Origin of the sequence: Glutamicibacter sp. BW78, assembly GCF_002332245.1 — a bacterium.
Lineage (GTDB): Bacteria > Actinomycetota > Actinomycetes > Actinomycetales > Micrococcaceae > Arthrobacter_H > Arthrobacter_H rhombi_A.
The window spans coordinates 43490-64351 of the sequence record NZ_NRGU01000020.1 but is presented as its reverse complement, the minus strand read 5'-3'; the positions used below and the strand labels follow the sequence as shown (position 1 = coordinate 64351).

Annotated in this window: 20 protein-coding genes, 1 tRNA gene and 2 riboswitches; of the genes, 12 read left to right on the top strand and 9 right to left on the bottom strand. The window is 64.0% G+C overall.

From position 1 onward, the window contains the following. Positions 1 to 249 precede the first annotated feature (249 nt). Positions 250 to 326: transfer RNA gene (locus tag CIK75_RS03270), tRNA-Val, on the top strand. Positions 327 to 463: 137 nt separating this feature from the next. Here CIK75_RS03270 and CIK75_RS03265 read toward each other — a convergent pair. Then, positions 464 to 1360, bottom strand: coding sequence for a hypothetical protein (locus CIK75_RS03265; RefSeq protein WP_096223199.1), 897 nt, complete (start codon positions 1358 to 1360; stop codon positions 464 to 466). A 524-nt stretch (positions 1361 to 1884) separates the two neighbouring features. On the opposite strand from CIK75_RS03265, the gene CIK75_RS03260 reads away from it, so the two are divergent. Further along, a complete protein-coding gene (locus CIK75_RS03260; RefSeq protein ID WP_241895261.1) occupies positions 1885 to 4176 on the top strand; it encodes a threonine/serine exporter family protein in 2292 nt (763 codons plus the stop codon). A 12-nt stretch (positions 4177 to 4188) separates the two neighbouring features. Here the strand turns inward: CIK75_RS03260 and CIK75_RS03255 are convergent, their stop codons facing one another. Further along, positions 4189 to 4923, bottom strand: coding sequence for a uracil-DNA glycosylase (locus CIK75_RS03255; RefSeq protein WP_086995893.1), 735 nt, complete (start codon positions 4921 to 4923; stop codon positions 4189 to 4191). Between the two features lie 143 nt (positions 4924 to 5066). On the opposite strand from CIK75_RS03255, the gene CIK75_RS03250 reads away from it, so the two are divergent. The 3 genes from CIK75_RS03250 to groL all read left to right on the top strand — a co-directional run bounded on the left by CIK75_RS03250 (position 5067) and on the right by groL (position 8081). Beyond that, positions 5067 to 5363, top strand: coding sequence for a DUF3263 domain-containing protein (locus tag CIK75_RS03250; RefSeq protein ID WP_086995890.1), 297 nt, complete (start codon positions 5067 to 5069; stop codon positions 5361 to 5363). 50 nt (positions 5364 to 5413) lie between these two features. After that, positions 5414 to 6127 carry a LytR C-terminal domain-containing protein gene (locus CIK75_RS03245; protein WP_086995887.1) on the top strand — a complete coding sequence of 238 codons (714 nt, stop codon included), beginning with the start codon at positions 5414 to 5416 and terminating at the stop codon, positions 6125 to 6127. Positions 6128 to 6443: 316 nt separating this feature from the next. Beyond that, positions 6444 to 8081 (top strand): chaperonin GroEL, encoded by a 1638-nt coding sequence (gene groL, locus CIK75_RS03240; protein ID WP_086995884.1) that lies wholly within the window; start codon positions 6444 to 6446, stop codon positions 8079 to 8081. Positions 8082 to 8177: 96 nt separating this feature from the next. On the opposite strand, the gene CIK75_RS03235 is transcribed toward groL, so the two are convergent. The 6 genes from CIK75_RS03235 to CIK75_RS03210 form a co-directional block, all read right to left on the bottom strand. After that, the gene (locus tag CIK75_RS03235) at positions 8178 to 9074 is read right to left on the bottom strand and encodes a DUF4031 domain-containing protein (protein WP_096223198.1); all 897 of its coding nucleotides are present in this window, start codon (positions 9072 to 9074) and stop codon (positions 8178 to 8180) included. Between the two features lie 9 nt (positions 9075 to 9083). Continuing rightward, positions 9084 to 10508, bottom strand: a complete 1425-nt coding sequence (locus tag CIK75_RS03230) for an NAD(P)/FAD-dependent oxidoreductase (RefSeq protein ID WP_086995878.1) — start codon at positions 10506 to 10508, stop codon at positions 9084 to 9086. 100 nt (positions 10509 to 10608) lie between these two features. Continuing rightward, positions 10609 to 10899 (bottom strand): WXG100 family type VII secretion target, encoded by a 291-nt coding sequence (locus CIK75_RS03225; RefSeq protein WP_086995908.1) that lies wholly within the window; start codon positions 10897 to 10899, stop codon positions 10609 to 10611. A 118-nt stretch (positions 10900 to 11017) separates the two neighbouring features. After that, complete coding sequence (locus CIK75_RS03220) at positions 11018 to 12505, bottom strand: HAMP domain-containing sensor histidine kinase (protein ID WP_342744354.1); 1488 nt, start codon at positions 12503 to 12505, stop codon at positions 11018 to 11020. A 12-nt stretch (positions 12506 to 12517) separates the two neighbouring features. After that, positions 12518 to 13228 (bottom strand): response regulator transcription factor, encoded by a 711-nt coding sequence (locus CIK75_RS03215; RefSeq protein WP_086995875.1) that lies wholly within the window; start codon positions 13226 to 13228, stop codon positions 12518 to 12520. An 86-nt stretch (positions 13229 to 13314) separates the two neighbouring features. Beyond that, a complete protein-coding gene (locus CIK75_RS03210; RefSeq protein WP_086995872.1) occupies positions 13315 to 13542 on the bottom strand; it encodes a hypothetical protein in 228 nt (75 codons plus the stop codon). A 196-nt stretch (positions 13543 to 13738) separates the two neighbouring features. On the opposite strand from CIK75_RS03210, the gene CIK75_RS03205 reads away from it, so the two are divergent. Then, positions 13739 to 14122: a cold shock domain-containing protein gene (locus CIK75_RS03205; RefSeq protein ID WP_086995869.1), complete on the top strand. Its 384-nt coding sequence runs from the start codon at positions 13739 to 13741 to the stop codon at positions 14120 to 14122. 2 nt (positions 14123 to 14124) lie between these two features. Continuing rightward, complete coding sequence (locus CIK75_RS03200; RefSeq protein WP_086995866.1) at positions 14125 to 14703, top strand: DUF3027 domain-containing protein; 579 nt, start codon at positions 14125 to 14127, stop codon at positions 14701 to 14703. Positions 14704 to 14706: 3 nt separating this feature from the next. Here CIK75_RS03200 and serC read toward each other — a convergent pair whose 3' ends face one another. Further along, positions 14707 to 15828 carry a phosphoserine transaminase gene (gene serC, locus CIK75_RS03195; RefSeq protein ID WP_096223197.1) on the bottom strand — a complete coding sequence of 374 codons (1122 nt, stop codon included), beginning with the start codon at positions 15826 to 15828 and terminating at the stop codon, positions 14707 to 14709. Between the two features lie 181 nt (positions 15829 to 16009). Between serC and CIK75_RS03190 the strand changes: the two genes are divergently transcribed. The 5 genes from CIK75_RS03190 to CIK75_RS03170 all read left to right on the top strand — a co-directional run bounded on the left by CIK75_RS03190 (position 16010) and on the right by CIK75_RS03170 (position 20843). After that, positions 16010 to 16708 (top strand): metal-dependent transcriptional regulator, encoded by a 699-nt coding sequence (locus CIK75_RS03190; RefSeq protein WP_086995860.1) that lies wholly within the window; start codon positions 16010 to 16012, stop codon positions 16706 to 16708. A gap of 112 nt (positions 16709 to 16820) precedes the next feature. Next, positions 16821 to 16992: riboswitch (cyclic di-AMP (ydaO/yuaA leader) on the top strand. A gap of 4 nt (positions 16993 to 16996) precedes the next feature. Then, entirely contained in the window at positions 16997 to 18001 is a 1005-nt protein-coding gene (locus tag CIK75_RS03185; protein WP_241895260.1) for a M23 family metallopeptidase, read from the top strand. Positions 18002 to 18118: 117 nt separating this feature from the next. Further along, a riboswitch (cyclic di-AMP (ydaO/yuaA leader) is annotated at positions 18119 to 18310 on the top strand. A 6-nt stretch (positions 18311 to 18316) separates the two neighbouring features. Further along, a complete protein-coding gene (locus CIK75_RS03180) occupies positions 18317 to 19324 on the top strand; it encodes a C40 family peptidase (RefSeq protein WP_096223196.1) in 1008 nt (335 codons plus the stop codon). 281 nt (positions 19325 to 19605) lie between these two features. After that, the gene (locus tag CIK75_RS03175; RefSeq protein ID WP_086995855.1) at positions 19606 to 20103 is read left to right on the top strand and encodes an HNH endonuclease; all 498 of its coding nucleotides are present in this window, start codon (positions 19606 to 19608) and stop codon (positions 20101 to 20103) included. Then, entirely contained in the window at positions 20100 to 20843 is a 744-nt protein-coding gene (locus CIK75_RS03170; protein ID WP_158225880.1) for an NTP transferase domain-containing protein, read from the top strand. Before CIK75_RS03175 ends, CIK75_RS03170 begins: the two co-directional genes overlap by 4 nt. Positions 20844 to 20862: the final 19 nt, after the last annotated feature.

The window sequence follows — 20862 nt, the reverse complement described above, 5'->3', positions numbered from 1 at the left end:
GTTGGTGATCCCGAAGAACGAGAAGGTTGCGGTGGCTTCGACGGCCAAGAGCTGGGCGAAGGTCACCTATAAGGGCAAGAAGGGCTATGTTGCCGCGAGCTACCTGAAGTAAATACCGGCGACGCCGGCGCCCCTCTCCTCAGGCAGGTGAGGGGCGGCGGCCTCCGGTTTCGCGGCGAACTCGATGAATTTGGTGGCGGGGCACGCCTCCGGTACCCTTTCTAGGTACGCCATCGCGGCGTGGCACCCGGTTCTTTAGCTCAGTTGGTTAGAGCGTTCGCTTCACACGCGAAAGGTCGCTGGTTCGAATCCAGTAAGAACCACCATCACCCCTCCTCCGGTATCGGAAGAGGGGTTTTTGCCGCCCGGAACCCCGACGGAACCGGCGGCCCACGGCGGCTGTCGCGCCCTTGAGACGGACTTGGGGATCGGTGCGGCTCTTCTGGAGGGCGAACACTAGCGATCAGCTGGCTGTGAACCAGCTGTCATCCCGGTCGACGCTCTTCGCCTGGCCACTGCCATCGACGACCGCGGTGACCTGCTCCAGCTCGGGAGCATCCATATAAAGGTTGTCAAGGATGGTCACCGAAATGCCCTGCAGATCCTCTTCGACAGTCATCATTCCGGAACCCACTTCATAGGAGGAGGGGAATGACTTGTCGAGGTGGATGACGAGTTCACCCTTCTCGGAAGATTCCCAGGACGTGATCAGTCGGAACGATGAAACCAGGCCTTCGGGCCCCTGGACGCCAAGTTGTTCGAACCATTGATTCATTTTTTCGTCCGCCCAGGCCTGGCCCTTGAGCTGGGATTCGGGACGTGGATCCGCGGCCATCATGGAGTCCCGCATGCTGACAGGCTGGCTCCGTTCCCACTTCCCGCGGGCATAGTCCACTGACAAGGTCCCGTCTTCGGTGACCGCTGTGATGTTCTCCACCGTGGGGAATTCTTCCGCGACGCTCTGCATCATCACACCGGCGATGGAGTCGAGTTCACTTGTTGCCGAGTAGTCGCTGATCCCCTCGGCGTTCCCGGTAATCGAATCATCGACGTGCAGAACGATCTCTCCGGGTTCCGTAGATTCCCAGCGGGTCACCAGGTTGAAAGGCCATATGAAACCTTGGATGCTGCGGGCGCCCTCAAAGTCGAGCCACTGCTGCATGACGGCATCGACCCATTGCTGTCCTGTGCCGGTTGGGTCCTGCGAAGGCATGACCGATGGTGAGGCGCGGGGGACTCCCGAAGCCTTCGTTTCCGTGGCTTGTGGTGCTGATTCGGATATGTCATTGCTGGAAACACTGCAACCGGCGAGTGCGATGGCCACCACGAGCGTGGGCGCCACGAAGTAAAAATGTTTCATCTGTTCCCCCAACAGTTGGATTCATGGCGAGTCTAGGGGGAAGGCACTGACGCTTTGGCACGCTGACGCCACACGCAACGAATCGTTACAACTTGGAAACCCCTAGTCACAGCCATATATCTCGAAAGTTCGAATCGGCTCGGTGCTGTGCTCCCATCCGGGGTTGCGTGCATGCGAAGGGCCGGCCCCACCTGCCGGGGATAACTGAACGGTCCAGTCCGTTTCGGCCCCCTACCGTGGAGGTCGGACTACGCTCCTCGCCGATGTCCAAGCCGCGAGGTTGGAAGAGCCTTGCGGGGACTTGCGGGTTCCGCGTGACGTCATGGGGGTACTTTCCTGAAAAGCCTTCTCATCGGGTTGTCTCCGACGCTAGGGGCCCCGTCGCAGGCTGGAACATCCACTCGGTTGATCCTGCACACGGCCGCTCTTTTGACGTTGGACACATCGGTCGGTCCACGGCTCTTTTGGCCTTGCCTCCGGTTGTAGAGTTGCCTACAGGAAACCCCGTCAGAACAGGAGAGTTCGTGTCCGACCGCGACAAGCCGGAGCCCTCCGAAATCACGGCGCCCACTCAGGATCCGAACCCGAAGGCCGGGGTGATGCCGCGCATTCCGACGTCGGAAATCAAACAGCCGGCAGGGCTCTTCAGCAGATTGGCCAGAAGCGCAAACCGTTCCTCGGAGAACGACGACGAGGCCGCTTCCGAAATCGAAGACACCGCACCGGGCTATCACGACGACTGGGTCAAAACGGAGCCCACTGGGGCGTTGGCGTATACGCCCGAGGCCTCAGACGCCGTCGAACAAGCGCGTCCTCGCACCGACCATGTCCTGCCCAGCGGCAGTGTCGACCTGCCGGGCTCCCCGGATGACCGTTCCAAGACGGAGCCGGTGTGGGATGGCATCACCCCACGGACCGCAGAGGTCCCCATCGCCGCGCCGCCGGCCCCGACGGCCTCACCCGGACCCCCCGAACGGGCCGACGCCACTGCCGCACCAGCCCAAGAAACGAAACAGGCTTCCGAACCATCGGCGACGACGTCCCCCGAGCAGCGGGTCAAGCCCTCGCGGAAGACCCAGCCAGGGTGGCCAGGCCGAACACCGGGCGCCCCCAAAAAGGGGGCAGCCAAGACCGCTGAGTATTCGGGCCCGACACCATCGACCGGTTCCACCCGTAAACCGGCACCGTGGAAGATCCCCGCGGCCCGACGACCCAAGCCGGCTCCGGCGGCACCTCCGACAACTACTTCGGTTCCGATCGACCCCGCCGTCGCGAGAGTATCCAACGTCGTCGCGCCGGAGGCACGCACCGGCCCGTCCGCGAAAGCCTCACCCAAGACCACCCCGCGGCCGGCACCGGCCCCGTTCCATGCCCCGAACCCGTTGCCGAGCGTCGCCCGGGCCGCCGGAAAGGCCACCCCTGCGGCCAAACGTGCGTTCTCGAAGCTGATGCACACCGAATCGCCGCCGACCCAGGCGTTCTCGATCGTGGACCGGCTGGTGGGTAGCCCCTATGCGAACCCGCTGATCCAGCAGCCGGGTGAATTCGACGCCAACGCCCGCCAGACCCTGGAATTTGCCTTGGATATGGCGGAGTCGATGTTCCGTTTCGGCGCCGGTGCCCTGCAGGCGGAAACCAGCGTCATCGCTGTCACCGCATCGTTGGGTCTGAGCAATGTCGACGTGGAGATCACCAACCAGTCGATCCATATCAACTACGCCCCACAAGACCAGAACCCGGTCTCCCTCTTGCGCGTGGTGCGTTCCTGGACCGGCAACTACCGGGGGCTGGCCCTGCTGCACGGTCTGGTCTCAGAGATCATTGCCGGTGGTGTCACCCGCACTCAGGCCACCGATCGATTACGCGAGATCCTCCGACAGCCCAAGCCCTACCCCCGGTGGATGGCCACCATGGGTGGCGGTGGTTTCTGCGCAGCCTTCGTCATGTTCATCGGAGGCAGTTGGTTCGGCGCGCTCGTAGCGCTGATTTCCTTCTGCCTGATTACCGGCATCATGAACGTCGTGGGCAGTTGGAGGGTCCCCGAATTCTTCACCATCGGGCTCGGTTCAGCAGTCACCACGGGCATCGCCATGCTTCTCTGGGCGGTCAACGCGCCGATCTCCCCGGCGGTGGTCGTGGCCGGCGGGATCATGTTGTTGTTGCCCTCGTCGAGATTCGTTTCGGCGGTCCAGGACGCGATTAACGGATTCCCGGTCACCGCAGCTGGCCGTTTCTTCTCATCCCTCCTGATCTACGGGGCCATTATTGCCGGGATCACCGCGGCACTGGTGACCGGGACGTTGCTGGGGATGCGGCGGTTGGACGTGTCCAATATCGACCAGATCTCCTACCCGACGGCGTTCCTGGCGTTCTTGGTCGCGGTCGCGGTGTTCTGCGTATCCATCTTCGAGCAGACAGCGCGCAGTCTGCTGCTGCCCACAGCCGGGGTCGCCCTGACCGGTTATCTGGCACTTTTGCTCGCACAAGCAATTGGGGTGGGGGACCGGATGGCCCCGGCCGTGGCGGCCATCGTTGTCGGTGGAGTCGGTCGCTGGGTGGCCATGAAGATGACCGCCCCGCAGCTCGTGGTCGCCGTCCCGGCAGTGACCTTCCTGCTGCCCGGACTGACGATTTTCCGAGCCATGTATGGCATCACGATCGATGCGGGAGACATGTCCGTGGGGCTGCTCCAAATGTTCAACGCCTTCGCCATCATCGTGGCCATCGCCGGCGGCGTTGTGCTCGGCGATACCGTCGCTCGCCCCTTCACCAAGGGGTGGATCACCCACGAACGGCGACGCATCCGCCGCCGCTAGCGGAGGTGCCGATCAGCCGGACAGCGGAAGCGTGGCTCCGGTATCCGGATGGTCATCGGTGGGTGCAGGTAAGCGCCAATCGACGGGATCCGCGCCCTGACCGGTGAGCAGTTCGTTGGCCCGGGTGAACGGGCGCGAGCCGAAGAAGCCGCGCCGTGCCGACAACGGCGAGGGATGGGCGCTGGTGATCACCGGCGTCGTACCGAGCAGTGGTTCGAAGCCCTGGGCTTGCCGTCCCCACAGGATGGACACCAGCGGGGTCGGGCGTGCCACCAGCGCGGTGATGGCTGCGGTCGTAAATTCCTGCCACCCCAGCTTCCGATGTGAGCCGGTGTCCCCGGCGGCCACCGACAGGATCGGGTTCAACAGCAAGACGCCCTGCTCGGCCCAAGCGCTCAGGTTCCCGGTAGCTGGAAACGGGTAGCCGGTGTCTTGGCAGTATTCGGTGAAGATGTTTTTCAGGCTGCGGGGCAGTGGGGTCACCGACTCATCGACGGCGAAGGCCAGCCCAATCGAGTGCCCGGGTGTCGGGTAGGGGTCCTGACCGAGGATGAGGACCCTGACGTCCGCCAGCGGCAGGTGGAAGGCTCGCAACAGATGTTCGGGGGCCGGTAGCACCTGCTCGCCGGCAGCACGCCGAGCGGAAAGGTCCGTATCGATCTTTTGCAACCGAGGCATCACCGGAGCCAGGGCCTCGGCCCAGTCGGGGGCCATGGGCCAGGGGGTTTGCTCCACAGCTGTCTTCATGAGCCCATTCTGCCCGGCAGAACGCACCAACCGGCAAATGACATCGATGTAATTCGCCACTAGGATGGGTGTGGGCGACTCGCGTCCGGGCCAGGCCCGGCGGCAGGAATCGTCGGAGGAGCGACAGGTCAAGGAGGCAGGCGATGGCAGTACAGGCGGGCGAACTGGAGTTCGAACCCGACGAGGACAGCCCGCTGGACGTCCGCGACCAGCAGATTCTGGCGCTCGAACGTCAATGGTGGAAATACGCCGGTGCCAAGGAACAGGCCATCCGCGAACTTTTCGATCTTTCGGCGGCCAACTACTACCAGCTGCTCAATGCACTGATCGACACGGACGCCGCGCTGGCGCATGATCCGATGCTTGTCAAAAGATTGCGTAGACTTCGATCAACGAGGCATCGTGCCCGCAGTGCGCGCCGGCTGGCGGGCGAGGCGTAGGCCCGATTCCGGCACCATCCGCCGCTGCACCGAAGGAACCAAGGACTGCGATGACGAAGCACCCGAACGACGAGTTCGACAGGGTCCCGGAATTCACCGACCGTAAGGGAATTCACCGGCAAACCATTTCCGGCGCCGCTACCCGCCGGTCACCATTGGGCTGGATCGTCGCCTTCGGCATCTTGGCCCTGGTCGTTGGCCTCTTCAGCTACTTCGTCCTGCCGCAGTTGACCGGCCAGCCGGTCGCCACCCCGGCAAACAGTTCCAGTTCGGCCAGCCAGTCCCCGGCCTCGGCAACGAAGGGTGCAGCGGAAAGTCAGGCGCCGGAGGAATCCGCGGATGATTCCGCAGCCGCTGAATCCTCTGCCGCCGCCGAGTCTGCAGCTGCGGCGAAATCCGAGGCAGCAGCCTCCGAGGCGGCGAAGAAGTCCAAGGCCGCTGCCGCTTCCTCCAGTTCCGCTGCCGCAGCCTCCTCCAGCTCTGCCGCTGCCGCGCCGGATACCTCCACCAAGATCGGCGTCTACAACGGCTCCCGCCGAACGGGCTTGGCCGCCTCCGGCCAGGCCAAGCTCAGCGCCGCGGGCTTTAGCAATCTCAGCGCCGCGAACTGGACCAAACGCGTGAGCAGCTCGATCGTCTACTACAAGTCCGACGAGGATAAAGCCACTGCCGAGAAGGCCGCCGGCGCGATGGGGATCGGCACGGTGTACCAAACCTCGCAGATTCCCGGTCGCATCGCCGTCGTTCTCGGAGCCGATTTCTAGGTCCCCACGGTCCCAGTGGCGCCGTTCGGGTTAAGCCGGACGTGAAGAGTTTCCCGAAAACGGCCCTCATGGCTTGCACTCGAGGGTGGAGAGTGCCAATAATTGATTTAGCACTCAGGTGTTGCGACTGCTAAGCGCGGGGCGGATCCATTTCGTCACAACCTACCGGCAGCGAATACCGCGGGTGAACCCCGGATCAGTTGCAGCGAGGGTGTGGGCGCGGCGTTCAGATAACGCAGCACCCCACCCGTCCGTCGCGGGCGTTTCAACTGGTTCATGAATTCGCAAGACTGTCCCGAAAGGACCACTAGCCACTATGGCCAAGATGATTGCATTTGACGAGGAAGCACGCCGCGGCCTCGAGCGGGGTTTGAACACCCTGGCCGACGCCGTCAAGGTGACCCTCGGCCCGCGCGGGCGCAACGTTGTTCTCGAGAAGAAGTGGGGCGCACCCACCATCACGAACGACGGCGTCTCCATCGCCAAGGAAATCGAGCTGGACGAGCCGTACGAGAAGATCGGTGCCGAGCTGGTCAAGGAGGTCGCCAAGAAGACCGACGACATCGCAGGCGACGGCACCACCACCGCTACCGTGCTGGCCCAGGCACTGGTCAAGGAAGGCCTGCGCAACGTTGCTGCCGGCGCCGACCCGCTCTCGCTGAAGCGCGGGATCCAGAAGGCCGTCGAGGCCGTGACCAGCGAACTGTTCGACTCGGCAGTGGAAATCGAAACCAAGGAGCAGATCGCGGCCACCGCGTCGATCTCCGCTGGTGATTCCCAGATCGGCGAACTCATCGCTGAGGCCCTGGACAAGGTCGGCAAGGAAGGCGTCGTCACGGTCGAGGAGTCCAACACCTTCGGGCTGGACCTCGAACTGACCGAAGGCATGCGCTTCGATAAGGGCTACCTCTCGGCCTACTTCGTCTCCGATGCAGAACGTCAGGAAACGGTCCTCGAGGATCCGTACATCCTGATCGTCAACTCCAAGATCTCCTCCGTCAAGGACATGGTCGCCGTCCTGGAGAAGGTCATGCAGTCCGGCAAGCCGCTGCTGATCATCGCCGAAGACATCGAGGGCGAAGCCCTGGCCACCCTCGTGGTCAACAAGCTCAAGGGCACCTTCAAGTCCGTTGCCGTGAAGGCACCGGGCTTCGGTGACCGTCGCAAGGCCATGCTCGCCGATATCGCCATCCTCACCGGTGGCCAGGTCATCGCCGAGGAAGTCGGACTGAAGCTCGAAACCGCAACGCTCGACCAGTTGGGACAGGCCCGCAAGGTCGTTGTCACCAAGGACGAGACCACCATCGTTGAGGGTGCCGGCGACGCCGAGGAGATCTCGGGCCGGGTCAACCAGATCCGTGCCGAAATCGAAAACTCCGATTCGGATTACGACCGCGAGAAGCTGCAGGAACGTCTGGCCAAGCTGGCCGGTGGCGTTGCAGTGATCAAGGCCGGTGCCGCAACCGAGGTCGAGCTCAACGAGCGCAAGCACCGCATCGAAGACGCCGTGCGTAACGCCAAGGCAGCAGTCGAAGAGGGCATCGTCGCCGGCGGCGGCGTGGCTCTGATTCAGGCTGGCGCGAAGGCCTTCGCGAAGCTGACACTGGAAGGCGACGAGGCCACTGGCGCGAACATCGTCAAGGTTGCCATCGAAGCCCCGCTGAAGCAGATTGCCTTCAACGCCGGCCACGAGCCCGGCGTCGTCGCCGATAAGGTCAAGGGCCTGCCCTCGGGCCACGGCCTGAACGCCGCAACCGGTGTGTACGAGGACCTGCTGGCAGCAGGCGTCAACGACCCGGTGAAGGTCACGCGCTCCGCCCTGGAGAACGCAGCCTCCATCGCCGGTCTGTTCCTCACCACCGAGGCAGTCGTCGCCGATCAGCCCGAGAAGGCTGGCGCCGGGATGCCCGGTGGAGACGACATGGGCGGCATGGGCGGTATGGGCGGCTTCTAGCCTCCCGGGCCCTGTAGCCCCTGCACGACGACGCCGGCGCGGTCACCTCGGAAACGAGGGGCCGCGCCGGCGGCGTTTAAGCCAGGGGAGCGGTTGCTATGCGACCGGCAGTTCTGCCAGCTCGGCGAGGAGGTTGGACCTGGCGGGCCCCTCCCAGAGAAACCGTCCGCTGCTGGTGCCGAAGAGCGGTTCGGTGGCTAGCAGGGAGCGCAGAACGGCTGACCGGCCCCGAGCGAAATCGACGTCAGACACCATGGAGTAGTCGCGGCGCACTGCGGCCACATAACGGCGATAGGCGGGCTCCGGACGGGCGAGGACCTCCAGATCGGCATCGCAGAGCAGCCGGCCGGCGGCGTCATGTTCCGCGGGACGGTGGCTGGTGGTCACCCGCACGAGCCGGGCCACCTCGTCTATCTCGGCGTTCGGGACGCCGGAGGCTGGAAGCAGCTGCTCCGCCAATCGCGCGGATTCCTCCTCGTCCTGACCTGCGACCCCGGCATAGACGGCGTCGTGGAACCAGGCGGCCAGCCAGGGCGCGCGCGGATGGGAGCCGAGAGGCTCTCCTTTCGAACGCAGCAGGTCGAGGGCCCGCAGCACGGCCAGCAGGTGGGCCCGGTCGTGGTAATGCCGGTGAGGCTCTGACCAGCGGGCCATCAGTTCTGCGGCGATGCCCGTGTTCCCGGGGAGCAACCGGTCCCAGGCGTCGGCGAGGACTCCTTCGAGCTTCTCGGGGCGTTGATGGGCGGGGATACGCACGCCGGAGCGGATTAGGCGCCGGGCCAGTTCGGTGGCTGGAACCGGAAGAGCCCCGGCAGCGACAAGGGAGTCGAAACGGCGACGGGGGACGTCATAGTGGTCTCGGTCGAAGGCGCGCCGACTCAGCCCGGCTGTCGCAGCAAAGGCATGGAGCTCTTCCACCGAGACATCGGAAACCAGATGCGAGAAGACCGTACCGTGGGCCGGCCACAGCGGGGGGTCGATGAGGATGGCCATGGACCCAGATTACCGGCGTTCCCAGTCCCGCAGTACTGCCTGTGCGGCGTTCCATCCGGCCATTCCGTGCACGCCTCCGCCCGGCGGGGTGGAGGAGGAGCAGATGTAGAGTCCCGGTGTCCCGGTGTTGTAGGGCCGCAGGGTCGGCGCCGGGCGCAGGACTTGTTGGATCCCCTTGAGCGATCCACCCCCGATGTCTCCTCCCACGAGATTCGGGTTCCACGACTCCAACACCTGCGGCGAGGAATCGACCCGGCCGATAATGCGGTCCTGGAATCCGGGGGCGAACCGTTCGATGTGGGCATCGATCAGGGGCGCCGCATCGGCGGTACACCCGTTGGGGACATGCGCATAGGCCCAGACGACCTGCCGTCCGTCCCGAGTCCGGCTGGGATCGGCATTCGATTGCTGGCAGAGCAAGACAAAAGGGCGGGGCGGCAGACGCCCTCGATGGGTCATCGATTCGGCTTCGGCGATCTCCTCCATCGTTCCACCCACGTGAACGGTTCCGGCATCGGCCGTCCGCGGGTCGGACCAGGGGATGGGGCCATCAAGCAGGTAGTCGACTTTGTAGCCGCCCATACCGTACTTCCACTTTGCGAGATGATGGCGGTAGCGGTCCTCCAACCCTGCCCCTTCGAGCTTCAGGATCTGGCGGGGAGTGAGATCCAGCAGGACGGCATCGGCCTGGGGAAGGTCTCGCAAATCAGTCACCGGGGAATTGGTGTGGATCTTCGCCCCGCGCTGGTCCAAGACGTCCAGCAGTGCGTCCACGATCCTGCCGGTTCCACCCCGGGCCACGGGCCATCCCAGAGTCTGCCCGAGCCCTCCGAAGACCAGCCCGAAAGCGGCCGTGAACGGATGGGTCGGCGGCAGCATGGAATGGGCTGCGGAACCGATGAACAGCGCCTTTGCTTCCTCCGTCTCGAAGAGACGACGGGCCAGTAGATGGGCCGGCCAAGCGGCCCGCACGCCGAAGGACGCCATGGATAGCGGATGCGGTGGCATACGAAGCAGCGGACCGGTGATGTTCTCCAGCGTTCGGTGTGGGTGCTCGACCACCGGTCGGTGCAATCTGCGCCAGACGTCCCGGTCGGTGCCCAGCGTTGAAGCAGTCAATGAGGCATCTTGTTGCAGTAGGGCCGCATCACGTCCGGGCAGAGGATGCGCCATGGGAAAGGTGGGGTGCACCCATTCGAGGCCGTGATCGGTCAGGCCGAGTTCGCGAAAAGCCGGACTACCCACGCCGAAGGGGTGGCCGGCAGCGCCCAGATCGGTGATGAAACCGTCCCCGAGGATCTCGGCCGAACGCGCTGCACCGCCGGGGAGGGGGCCCTGTTCATAGATCGTCACTTCGACGCCTTGGCGGGCCAACAAGGCCGCGGCGGTCAGGCCGTTGGGGCCCGAACCGACAACGATGGCGGTGCGTGACATCCAAATCTCCGTTTCCACGAGGGGCTGATGACTATTGTGCAGCAGTAATCACTGAGTTCTGTCATTGGCTCGACGGGCGTGGTCCCGGAGCGCCGGCGGCTTAGTAGGTGAACATCCTGGCGTTCGCGGCTTCGGCGTCGTCATACTGCTGCGAGGCTTGGGAGAGGGCGGTATTAATGGCTGTCAGGGACTCTTCGACCTTCATCTGGGTGGCCCGCCAATCGGCCACGACGGCCTGGAAGTTCGAGGATGCCGCCCCGTGCCAGGAGGATTCGAGGTCGCGCAGCCCGGCTTGCATGGTGTTCACCTCGGCCCGTAGGCGCTCGATGGTTCCTTGGACGGATTGGGCCCTTCCGCGCATTTCTGCTGTGTTGGCCGAAAAACTACTCATGGTCACTCCCCGCTCGCCTTCTCGACCTTTGTGGCCGGGGGCTACCGGATGTGCCCCAACACCACCATGCGGGGTTGCAAACGGATCCGTCGTCGGGCTACAACGAACGGTGGAAGGATCAGCCCGCGTCGTCGTCGGTGGAGGACGAGTCGGTGGGGACCAGTGGCAGGTGGATGGACATCGTGGCGCCACCACCAGGGGTCTCGGTGAGCCGGACTGAACCATCATGCTGGGCAACGATTGCTGCGACGATTGCCAACCCGAGTCCGGTCCCTCCGGTTTCCCGTTGCCGGGAGCTATCGGCCCGGTAGAACCGCTCGAAGACCCGGGCGGCATCCTCATCGGAGATCCCGTTGCCGTGGTCCCGAATCGCCAGTACGGCATCCGAGCGGCCATCGATCACCGGTAGCACCCCGACAGCCACTTCAAGGGGCGAACCTTCGGGGGTGTAGCGCAGCGCATTGGTCATCAGGTTCCCCACGACCTGACGCAGCCGCAGCTCGTCCCCGCTGCTCGGGGCGCTGGCAGCTTGCGGTCCGTCAAGACCGACGAGGCGGACCTCACGTGTTGGGGCGTTGACCCGGGCATCCTCGACCGCGTCGGAGCCCAACAGCAGAAGGTCCACCGGCTGGCGTTCCAGGGGGCGTTGCTCGTCGAGCCTGGCCAAGGTCAGCAGATCTTCCACGAGCTGGGCCATGCGCTTGGCTTCACCTTCGATCCGTCCCATGGCGGTACCAACCTGTTCCTCCCCGCTGACCCCACCGTGCCGGTAGAGCTCGGAGTATCCCTGGATGGTGACCAACGGGGTCCGCAGTTCATGGGAGGCATCCTGGATGAAACGGCGCATCTTGCGTTCCGAGGCAGCCCGCCCGCGGAAGGCCTGCTCGATATGCGCGAGCATGGCGTTGAGGGAACGTGATAATCGCCCGACCTCGGTTTCGGGTGGATATTCCTCCACCCGTCGAGACAGGTCCCCGGCAGCAATCGCTGCGGCAGTCCGTTCTACCCGGACCAGAGGTCTCAACGCACGCCCGGTGATGCCGTAGGCGATCATCGACATGACCAGCGTGACCAGGGTGCCACTGGTGACCACGAGTTTCGTGGCTTTATCCACGGTGCCCATGGTCGACTGCAAGGGCAGGGAGACGACGATGTATCCGTCGTTGTTGCGTAATGTGTAGACGCCGGTACGCCAACCACGGGAGGACTCCTCCGTGCCGGGGACATCCATGGTGGAGGACTCCAGCTCCCGGACTTCGTCGACGGTCATCGGAGGAACCTGGGGGGCATCGGTGTGTTTCGGATGCGGAAGTTCGTAGCGCACCTTACCGCTATTATCCCGCAAAGTTCCCCGGAAACGGTTGAACTCCAGCGTCGCTCCCTCACTGGGCAGCTCCTGGTCTTTCCAGGAGGACCACATGATGTTGGCCAACGCGATGGAGTTGTCCTTGAGGTCGGTATCCATCTGGTCCTGCAGGGTCAGCCGAAGCGATGCCGACGCGGCTAGAGCCGTGACCAACACCCCGCACATCATCAGCGTGGCCATGAGGGCCACGAGCTTGGATCTCAGGGATACCTGCCGCAGGAGGCGGGGGAGTGAACGCACCAGAGGCCGGACCTAGCGCCGGTCGGCGGAGCGCAGCAGGTAGCCCACCCCGCGCTTGGTCTGGATCATGGCCGGCCAGTCCTCCCGGGCATCGATCTTCCGGCGCAGATAGGAAATATAGGATTCCACGATGGAGGCATCGCCGTTGAAGTCGTATTCCCAGACGTGGTCGAGGATCTGGGCCTTGGAGAGTACCCGGTTGGGATTCATCATCAGATAGCGCAGCAACTTGAACTCGGTGGGGGACAAATCCACCACTTCGCCGGCGCGCCGAACTTCGTGGGCGTCGTCGTCGAGTTCCAGATCGTCCACGCGGATGACCGCATCGTCTTCATCGAGTGGCTGGGTCCGACGTAATACGGCACGAATCCTGGCCACGACTTCGTCGAGGCTGAAGGGTTTGGTCACGTAGTCGTCCCCACCGACGGTCAGCCCCTGGACCTTATCTTCGGTTCCGTCGCGCGCGGTCAAAAAGAGCACGGGAAAGTGGCGTCCAGCTGCGCGGAGCTTGCGGGTGATGGTGAACCCGTCCATATCGGGGAGCATGACGTCCAGGACAGCAAGGTCTGGCAGTTCCTTTTCGACGGCTGCCAATGCCTCACGACCGTTGGCTGCAGCGGTGACGTCGAAGCCAGCGAAACGCAGGGACGTGGAGAGCAGCTCACGAATATTGGGTTCATCGTCGACGACGAGAAGCTTGGCTTCCGCAGGTTTGTCAGTCATAACACCAATTGTGCGTGCAAAGTCTGGGAGTTTTCTGTGCGTCAGATGTGTGTCGTGATGCCAGGATGCTGGCGGAGGCGACGGGCTTAGCGGCGGCGTCTGGTTCTGATGCGCAGCAGAAGGAGAGTAATCAGCAAGAGGAAGGCGACCGGTAGGCCGTAGAGGCCAACGGCCATCACCTGGGTGAACGGTGTGGTCCCTGCGGCGTACTGGATGAGGACGAAGGCCAAACTTAGAATGGAGATCAAGGCGATTGCCGCGGCCAACACGGTCACGATGCGCTGCGCGGTGGCGGGGGAATCAAGGGTATTCACCCGGTCAAAATATCAGCGTCGAGGCGGGGCACAAAGTCCTGACGGCCGCGGGCATGCCGTACTCTAGACGAATAGACTTCCCCGGCCAGGATCGTATCCGCGCGTAGACGCAGTCGATGCAGGTTCGGCCGGGAATCCAGACGCGGCGCGGGCAATGGGCCGGGCGCCGCCGGTACGTGAGAACGAGGTAAGCGAAGTGCCTTTCGGCAAAGTGAAGTGGTTTGAAGCCTCCAAGGGTTTCGGGTTCCTGGTCACCGATGACGGTCAGGAGGTGTACTTGCACGCCTCGGCGCTGCCCGAAGGGGTCAAAGAGGTCCGTGCGGGAACCCGTATGGAGTTCGGAATCGCCCAGGGACGCAAGGGCGCGCAGGCGCTGACGGCACGTGTCGTCGAGGCCGCTCCTTCGGTGGTCCGCGGCAAACGGAAGCCCGCCGAAGACACCGCGATCCTCATCGAGGATCTCATCAAGGTCTTGGACAGTGTTTCCAACGGCCTGCGCAAGGGGCGGTACCCCGAGAAAGGCCAGGCAGGCAAAGTTGCTGCCGTGCTTCGCCGTGTTGCCGACGATTTGGACGCCTGATCATGGCACGGGCACCAAAAGTCGACGCCGTTCTGAGTGCCGAAACTGACTTGGCCCGTTCGGCGCTGTTGGCGATCGTCGAACAGGGGTCGGTCGGTGATCACCTCGGGGTGGCCGCCGATGACGACCGTGTGCTGACTCACCGGTTTGTCGCCAAGCTCCGCGGTTATGCCGGTTGGAATTGGTATGTGACCTTGGCCCGGGTGCCGCGCGGGAAGGTTGCCACGGTTTGCGAGACCGGGCTGCTGCCGGGCGAAGGAGCCATCGTGGCCCCTGAATGGGTCCCGTGGGCGGATCGTGTGCTGCCGGAGGAACTCCAAGCGCAACGAGACGCCGAGGCGGCTGAAGCCGTGGACAAGGAGCCCGGAGGCCAGGAAGCGGATCAGAAGGCAGCGCCGACCGACAGCGAAACCGTCAGCGCTGTAGAGGGGAACGGAACCGGCGCGACTGCCGAAACGGCAGACGCACCGACCGAACAGGGCACCTCTGAAGCGGACGGGGAGAACGACCAGGACGAACAGGCCGAGCCGTCAGCGGGCCGGAACCCGCAACGCTCGCGGTCCCGTCGTCGTCGTCGGTAAGCGTTACATGTTCTCCACGACGTAGTCGATGCAGGCGGTCAGGGCCGAGATATCGTCCGGTTCAATCGCCACGAACGTAGCGATACGCAGTTGGTTCCTGCCCAGCTTCCTGTATGGCTCGGTGTCCACGATGCCATTGGAGCGCAGGATGGAGGCCACCCGGGAGGCGTCGACGGAATCATCGAAGTCGATGGTCGTGATGACGTTGGAACGCTCATCGGCCTTGAGGACGTAGGGCGCCGCAACGGGAGATGCCTCGGCCCAGGAGTACACCCGCCCGGCGGAATCGGCAGTGCGGGCCGCCGCCCAATCGAGCCCACCCTGTTCGTTGAGCCAGGAGACCTGGTCGTTCAGGGTCACCAGGGTTCCCAGCGCCGGGGTGTTATAGGTCTGGTTCTTCAACGAATTGTCGATGGCCGTGCGCAGATCGAGAAAATCGGGGATCCAGCGGCCACCGGAACCCACTCGTTCCGCGCGATCCAGGGCGGCCGGAGAGAACAAGCCCAGCCACAGGCCGCCGTCGGACGCGAAATTCTTCTGAGGGGCGAAATAATAGACATCGGTTTCTGCCACGTCTACCGCCAGCCCTCCGGCTGCGGAGGTCGCATCAATCAGTAGCAGGGCGCCGTCGTCGGCGCCTTCAACACGCTGCACCGGTGCCGCGACCCCGGTAGATGTTTCGTTCTGGGGCCAGGCGTAAACGTCGACGTCGGCCTCCGCGCGTGGGGCAGGACGAGTGCCGGGCGCAGAAGAAATAATTGAGGACTCCTGGAGGAAGGGAGCCTTGTCCGTGGCCTTGGCGAACTTCGAGCCGAACTCACCGAAGGAGAGGTGCTGAGCCTTCTGCTCGACCAGGCCGAAGGATGCGACGTCCCAGAAAGCAGTTGATCCGCCGACACCAAGAATGACTTCGTAACCTTCGGGCGCGTTGAAGAACGTGGACAGCCCCTCGCGGATGCTGCCGACCAGGTTCTTGACCGGAGCCTGACGGTGTGAGGTCCCGAGGATCCCCGGATTGGCTGCTGCCAGTGCCTCCAACTGCCCGGGGCGAACCTTGGAGGGCCCGGCGCCGAAGCGGCCATCTGCCGGCAGGAGGGATGAGGGGATGCTCAGCGAATCGGTCAAGTGGTGCTCCTACCATCGGCGAAATCAGTCGTAGTGGACTTCGGTGGGATCAGAAAATATCCCGCATCAATGGTGGCGCAACAGTTGGTGGAATGCCGAAAGCAGGTGACATTGTTAACGAAGGTAGAGTTGCAAACACGGGTTCCCCCTTGACCGCCCCGCCATACAGGAGTGCCACGCAGTGACAGATCTGATCGACACCACGGAAATGTACTTGAGGACCATTCTGGAACTCGAGGAAGAGGAAATTACGGCCTTGCGCGCGCGCATTGCCGAGCGCCTAGACCATTCAGGTCCGACGGTTTCGCAGACGATTGCCCGGATGGAACGTGACGGTCTGGTGATCGTCAACCAAGACCGCCATCTCGAACTCACGGTCACCGGTCGAGAGCGCGCAACCTCCGTGATGCGTAAGCACCGGCTGGCCGAGCGGTTGCTCGCCGACGTGATCGGGCTGGATTGGGAATACGTCCACGATGAAGCCTGTCGGTGGGAGCACGTGATGAGCGAGCGGGTCGAAAAACGCCTCTATGACCTGCTGGGCAAACCCACCGACTCTCCCTACGGCAACCCCATTCCCGGCTTGGAAACGCTGGGAGGCCCCGCGGCCCACGAATTCTCCCTGGGTGTCCAGAACCTGGACTCCGCCTTATTGGACGAAAACACCGGGCCCGTAGCCGTAGAACGGCTGGCCGAGGCGATCCAGGTGGATCCAGAACTCCTCGCCCAACTCAACGAAGGCGGCATCCGCCCCGGGGCACAAGTGACCCTGGAGCGTGCCGGGGACTATGTTCTCGTCCGCGTCGAGGGAATCGAAGGCGCATTGGAGCTTCCGGTAGAGGTTAGCGCCCACGTTTTCGTGGCACGGGAATCGGTATAGTCGATATAGATATAACGGAACTGTTACTTCGTATCCGATTCGGGTAGCGTGGATAACGGATGGGGATTCGTCCTCGCCCACTCGTTCCGATCGCTGAGCCCTGCCTGCGGAACGGGTCCGTTCGCCCAAATGACAGGCAGGGGTGGAGAACCCAAACACCGACGGCCAGCTGCCTTGCTTCCTTGGCACGCGGCCGTCTTGGGGTGAAGTCGCAGCTTGGCCTGCGACCGGATCTGACCGGTCCGAACCCGACAGCTAACTCCGCAGGCGCCATGAGAGGTCTCTCGTTTGACAGAGCAAAAACGTTCCGGGCGCCGTGCCGCCCCGGCACCGCTAGTCGGAGCCGAAGCGCCGGACGCCGTTCACGGCACGTATGTGCCGCGGCGGTTCGCGTCCACCATGCGCTACGCCGCGACAGCGACGTCGGTTCGCGGGGATATCGCCCCAGCTGCCCCTGAGCCATCAGCTGCCCTTGCCGACGTTGTCCCGCTACTGACCGAGCCGGCGGGCACCCAACAGCCTTCCTCCGTAGCGGAGAATGCCGGGGAATCGTTCGACTCCTCCGTGATCGGCCTACCCATTGGCGTGAGAGCCGTTGGTGCCGAGAGCCACGCGCCTTCCCGCCGTCGTCCCGTGCTGGCGTGGAGCCACCGGTTTGCCGCGGTGGCGGCGGTCTCCGGATTGGCCCTGGCTGCCGCCTATCCAGCCCTAGATGGCGGTGACCAGCCGGCCGGACCTGAGGAGCGTGTCGCCCACCAGGCCAGTGCCAGCGTTGCCGACGTTGACGTACCTGCCTCCGATGATTTCGCTATCGTCCGCGCCTCGGTCTCCAGCAGCTTCAGCAAGGATGATCAGCTCGATTACCTCATGTCCGCCTCCGGCGGCGATGCCAGTCGGATCAATACGCGGGGAGTTCTCGCTCAGCCGGTAGATCACGTTCGGATCACCTCGCCTTTCGGCGCACGGTCGAACCCGACCGGCGCGGGCGCCCAGGTCCATATCGGGCAGGACTACGGAGTGGGCTGCGGAACCCCGGTTAAGGCCTCGGCCTCGGGCACCGTAGTACAGGCCGGCTGGGCCGGGCACTCGGGCAATCGCGTGCGGGTCGACCATGGCAACGGCCTGGAGACCACCTATAACCACAACAGCAGCCTCAAGGTCACCGTCGGGCAGAAGGTCAAGCGCGGCCAGGTGGTATCCCTGAGCGGGACCACCGGCAACTCAACCGGCTGCCATGTGCATCTTGAAGTCCTCGTTAATGGCACGCCGGTTGACCCGGCAGGGTGGCTTTAGCCCCGAAAAGTCGCGGCTCGTGACCGGGAAATAACCATTTCGTGACCTGAACGTGACTTTTAGAAGCACTTCATATAATGTAGTCGACGTGCCAGACCGCATAGGGGTCAGGCGCACTCGAGCAGATTGCCGAATACTGCCACTGCCCGAGGTCCGTTCGCAAAAATCGCTTGGCAGTAGCGGGGGAACCACATTTCGGGTCCATTAGGATCCTTGGGGTTAAGTGTCACGGTCCGGTTATCGGGCCAGGCACCGAGTGACTCCCACTCGAATCCGACAGCTCACCTCGCAGGCATTGGGAGAGGTAATCAATACATGACCACGCGTCACGCACTTGGCCGTCACCGCGCCACCCCCGTTCGTACCAACCCGTTGGAGTCGATCTCCAAGGCTGTATCCTCCAACGCAGGTTCCGTTGGCCGTCAGGCCGCCGTGATCGCCGCGGCATCAGGCCTCGTCCTGTCCATCGGCGTTCCCGCCCAGGCCACCCCGGCCACCCGCGAAGCAGATAAGGCGCCGGCCTCCGACGTCCTGCAGGCTGACCTCGCAGCCAAGACGACCTCCGTGCAGGCCCCCGCCACGGTCAAGGTCAAGCTCGCCAAGACTGAAGCCAAAAAGGCTGAAAAGAGCATGTCGGTCTCCGGCGTCAAGTCCGCCACCGACGGTGCCGACTTCCGTGCGGCCCAGAAGGCCGAGCAGGAAGCCGCTGACAAGGCCGCCGCCGAGCGTCGGGAAGCCGCTGAGCAGGCCGCTGCTGAACGCCAGGAGGCCGCTCAGGAAGCTGCCGCCGATCGTCGCGAAGCTGCCGCCAACCGCCAGACCGCCACCGCGAGCAACTCGTCGAGCTCTAGCTCGAACGATGGTGCCGATGGCGCCGCCATGACCCGCGAGAGCCGCAGCGGCAACACGTCGAACACCACGACCACTGCCTCCACGCCGAAGAAGGCGGAAACCAAGACGGTCGCGAGTACCGGAAACTCCAGCATCGCCGCCATGGCAGCAAGCTACAAGGGCGCACCCTACGTCTGGGGCGGTACGAGCCCGGGTGGCTGGGATTGCTCCGGTTTCGTGCAGTACATCTACGGCAAGGCCGGCATCAGCCTTCCCCACAACACGACGGCTATCCGCACCAGTGGCAAGTTCGCCAAGACTTCGAACCCGAAGCCCGGCGATCTCGTCTACCAGAACGGCGGAAGCCACGTGGGAATCTACATTGGCGGCGGCAAGATCGTCGGTGCCCAGAACCCGAAGGTCGGCACCGTCGAGCGTCCGGCCGACAGCCCGTACGGCCCGCTCATGGGCTACTACACCTACGTTGGCTAATAGACTTAGCATCTAGTAAAGCTCTCACCCGAAAGGGTGGGAGCTTTACTTTTTAAGCCGCAGGATGCTGGAGCGACGGACGCAGATCCAGGGCATGAACCGCAGGTGAGACCGGTGTGAATTCGACGGCGAGAAGCCGTGACACGCGGGCTGGCCCGGCTGGTTGCTCTACAGGGCGGGGGTGACGGGCTTAGGCTGGTGCCCGATGGACCTTGCACGAGAACCGCGGTCAACGGATGTGGCTCGCTGACCACGGGTGGACACCACGACGAGGAACGCAGATGCGAACCCTGGTATTGAATGCAGGATATGAACCACTGGCGGTGGTGACCTTCCGCCGGGCGCTACTCCTTGTGCTCACGGGCAAGGCCAGCGTCTTGGCCGAGGATAGCAATCCAGTGGTCACCCCACGCACGGTCGTGGGTAGACCGTCGGTGATCCTGCTCAACCGCTACGTGAAAGTCCCTTACCGCGAGGCGGCCAACGTCAGCCGTCGCGGGGTTTTGCGCCGGGACGGCCGCAGCTGCGGTTATTGCGGCAAGCCAGCCACCACCGTTGACCACATCATGCCCCGCTCCCGCGGCGGCACCAACACCTGGGAGAACCTCATCGCCTGCTGCCTGGACTGCAACAGCACCAAGGGTGACAAGACACTGCGCCAGCTGGGGTGGAGGCTCAGAATAAAACCCATGATGCCACGCGGACCCCAATGGTTCATCACCGAACTGGAGCGCCCCGCCCCCGGCTGGTCGGACTTCCTGACGGGGACGGCAGCATGAAATTCGATGCCATTATCGTTGCCGGAGGACGGGGCAGTCGGCTGGGCGGACGCGATAAACCACTCTTGGCCCACGGCGGGTCCACCTTATTGGAGCATGCTCTCCGGGCTTCTTCGGCCGCGAATCGCATCGCCGTGGTGGGCCCCACGGAACTGAACCCCGTGATCTCGGACTATGCTGCGGGTGCCTCGGCCGGGCAGATCCTCACCCTTACGCGCGAATACCCGGCTTTCGCCGGTCCGGCTGCCGCAGTTGCCGCAGGTTTGCGCAGTTTGGGGGATGGGATGGACGGAGATCTCCCGGTACCTGTCGAGCGGGCGCCACTGACGCTGATTCTGGCCGCGGATCTGATCGATCCTGGACCTGTCGTGGAGGGCATCGTGGCCCATGCTGGCGAACAGGCAGCGGCGGGATCGGTCCAGCCCACCCCCGAAACCGAAGGAATCGAAGCCGAAGGCCTGGGCGACGCCGACTTCGGCAGGGCCTGGGTCCCCGTCGATGCGAACGGGAGGCTACAGCCGCTGAGCTGTGTCGTGGAGACCGAGGCCCTGTTGCAGGCCGTCGAATCCGCGACGAGCCACGGACAGGGTCTGGCCAACTCCTCGATGATGCGCCTGCTTGCTAAGGTGCAGATAGTGAGGGTGTCCCTCGACGGCGTGAACTACACCGATGTGGACACCTGGGAAGATGCCGACCGGGCAGGAATCAGCCGCCCGCCGGATCATGACAGGGGGCGTTAGCCCGCTGCTACAGGAGGTA